This is a genomic window from Streptococcus sp. SS-4456, from assembly GCF_036680365.1.
GTDB lineage: Bacteria > Bacillota > Bacilli > Lactobacillales > Streptococcaceae > Streptococcus.
In genome coordinates this window covers 1-2,883 of record NZ_JAVIHI010000072.1, presented here as the reverse complement: position 1 = coordinate 2,883, position 2,883 = coordinate 1, and the positions used below count along the sequence as shown (strand labels likewise).

At 37.1% G+C, this 2,883-nt stretch carries 3 protein-coding genes and 1 tRNA gene; all 4 read right to left on the bottom strand.

The features are described 5' to 3' along the window. Positions 1 to 664: 664 nt before the first annotated feature. The 4 genes from rpmB to RFK25_RS11310 all read right to left on the bottom strand — a co-directional run bounded on the left by rpmB (position 665) and on the right by RFK25_RS11310 (position 2,719). Complete coding sequence (gene rpmB / locus RFK25_RS11325; RefSeq protein ID WP_001140948.1) at positions 665 to 853, bottom strand: 50S ribosomal protein L28; 189 nt, start codon at positions 851 to 853, stop codon at positions 665 to 667. Positions 854 to 979: 126 nt separating this feature from the next. Next, positions 980 to 1,243, bottom strand: a complete 264-nt coding sequence (locus tag RFK25_RS11320) for a SemiSWEET family transporter (protein WP_332413527.1) — start codon at positions 1,241 to 1,243, stop codon at positions 980 to 982. A gap of 197 nt (positions 1,244 to 1,440) precedes the next feature. After that, on the bottom strand, positions 1,441 to 2,322 hold the full coding sequence (locus RFK25_RS11315; protein WP_332413525.1) for a class II fructose-bisphosphate aldolase: 882 nt from the start codon (positions 2,320 to 2,322) through the stop codon (positions 1,441 to 1,443). Between the two features lie 311 nt (positions 2,323 to 2,633). Further along, positions 2,634 to 2,719: transfer RNA gene (locus RFK25_RS11310), tRNA-Leu, on the bottom strand. Positions 2,720 to 2,883 lie beyond the last annotated feature (164 nt).

Genomic DNA, 2,883 nt, shown 5'->3' with positions numbered 1-2,883 from the left:
ATTTTCAAAGGTCTTGTTCGCCGCTCTCGCGACAACTATCTTAGTTTATCATTTCTTCAACTGATTGTCAACACTTTTTTGAAACTTTTTTAATTTCTTTTTCATGTTCTGTCGCTTCAGATTTGACAACTCAATTATTCTATCATCTTCATTTGACCTTGTCAACTACTTTTTGAAACTTTTTTTCAAACGGTTAACAGGTTCCCTAAAAGACAACTCAATCATTCTATCATCTTCATCAGCTCTTGTCAACTCTTTTAAAATATTTTTTTCATGCCACTGTTCTCTCGAGATTATATGTAAAAGAAAAGTTATTCGCTATTTCTAGCTTGAATTCAGTATACAAGAACAAACTTAAGCGAAACTGACGGTTCATACTCATTTAAAATCAGGAAAGCTATCTACCAATCACATTGAATGCAGAATATTTCAATTTTGAAGTTATTGAACAGAGTACAGATAGTCGCCAATCTGAACTTAAATATTGAAATTTTACACATAGTAATTGTTCTTGCATGCTATTTTTAATTTTTGCTGAGTATTATTTCTTGTTTGTCAGATATGTTATAAATGTCTAAAATGAAGAGCTACTTCTAGCTAGCAACTTACTATTTTCATTTACAGGTACAAAAAAAGTCGCTAGACTATTCTAACGACTTTCGTATTATACACGCTCAACTTTGCCTGATTTAAGAGCACGAGCTGAAGCCCAAACTTTTTTAGGTTTGCCATCAATCAAAACAGTAACTTTTTGAAGGTTTGGTTTAACTGCGCGTTTTGTTTGGTTCATAGCGTGTGAACGGTTGTTACCTGATACAGTCTTACGACCAGTGAAATAACATACTTTAGCCATTGTATCTTCCTCCTCATTTGATCAAATATATCGGATGTGCTAGCACCACATACCATACTATTCTAACAGAAAAGATTGGACTTGGCAAGAATTATTTTCATTTTTTCAACACTCAACTCATATCTCTTACAGTGATGTGATAAATGTCGCAAACCCTAGCACAACTCCCGCCAAGTTTGGTGCGATTAAAATATAATCTTTTTTAGACTCCTTTGTCCAACCATAAACCACCCAAATGAGGCAGGAAACTGCTGCAAATAGCGGTTGCCAAGGTTGTCCCTGTTGACCATTGATATTGGCAATGATTTGCGGTATATAAGCTAGGAAGACAAAAATTCCCATTACGGCTCCAATTGAGCCAACGAGTGTATTGATCCTTTGTTTGGTCATACTTTCTCCTTTTAGAAAATAAAATGATTTTCAAAATCAAGTATACCAAAAAGAATGGCTTGCGTCAAAAGTTTATAGAAATTACTCTTTTCTAAAGCAACTGATTTGAAAATCAAAAAGAAGGATTCGTATTCAAAATCCTTCTTTTAAATCTTAAGTTTTACTGGATTGAAATCTTAGATTTCTTCGCAGAATTATTAAGCTTTGTTCGCTGAACCGAATACGTCGATACGCTCTTCAACAGATGCTTGGATAGCTTTCACGCCGTCTGCCAAGAATTTACGTGGGTCAAAGAGTTTTTTCTTATCGTATTCTGCTTCGTTTGCTTCATAAGCCGCTGCAAACTTACGAGTTGCGTTTGCAAATGCGATTTGGCACTCAGTGTTTACGTTAACTTTAGCAACACCCAATTTGATTGCTTCTTGGATTTGTGCATCTGGAATACCTGAACCACCGTGCAATACGATTGGGAAACCTGGTACAGCTTCAGTCAATTTACGCAAGTGGTCAAGGTCAAGACCTTCCCAGTTTGCTGGGTATGGACCGTGGATGTTACCGATACCTGCTGCCAAGAAGTCAATACCAGTTGCAACCATTGCTACTGCGTCTTCGATTGGAGCCAATTCACCAGTACCAACGATACCGTCTTCTTCACCACCGATAGTACCAACTTCAGCTTCAACTGAGATACCTTTAGCGTGTGCCAATTCTACAACTTCTTTTGCTTTTTCAAGGTTTTCTTCTACTGGAAGGTGTGAACCATCAAACATGATAGAAGTGTAACCAACTTCGATACACTCAAGTGCATCTTCGTAGTGACCGTGGTCAAGGTGAATAGCAACTGGAACTGTAATGTTCATTGATTCAATCAAGTTTGCAATCAAGTTACGAGCTACTTTGTAACCACCCATGTACTTAGCTGCACCCATAGAAGTTTGGATAAGAACTGGAGCTTGTTTTGCTTCTGCTGCACGCAAGATAGCTTGAGTCCACTCAAGGTTGTTTGTGTTAAATCCACCAACTGCATAACCGTTGTCACGAGCTGCTTGGACAAATTTTTCTGCTGAAACTAATGGCATTTCGATAGCCTCCTAATATTTTTTGAGGTTGCACCTCATACTCTTCTATTCTACCATTTTTATTTTGAAAATGCTAGTTGAAACTATACTGTTTTGAGAAAATTTTCACATAAGTTTCATGATAAAATAGCTTCTCTCCATATAAATGCTCTTGCTTCGTATTTCTTGTTTTTAAATTTTCCAATGTATATTAACGTTCCTAAGAAGACTAAAAACATCATCATAGTATGAAAACAAAATTCAAAATAACAAATGATGAACAACTACAAGTCCAAAAATGCAAAAAGGACCAGCCTTAGCTAGTCCACTTATGCGGAGAGTGGGACTTGAACCCACACGACCTAAAGCGGTCACAGGATCCTTAGTCCTGCGCGTCTGCCAATTCCGCCATCCCCGCTTAACACAAGAACTAGTATAACACGAGAATGGACACCTGTCAACACTTTTTTGAAAAAAATAATTATTTTTTCATTCGCACGTTGTCAAGTCAAGTGCAACAAGTTCATTGATAACTAGAGTTCCAGAGGTTAAGTTGTTTGGGCTAGCCCAAACAGGAATTTT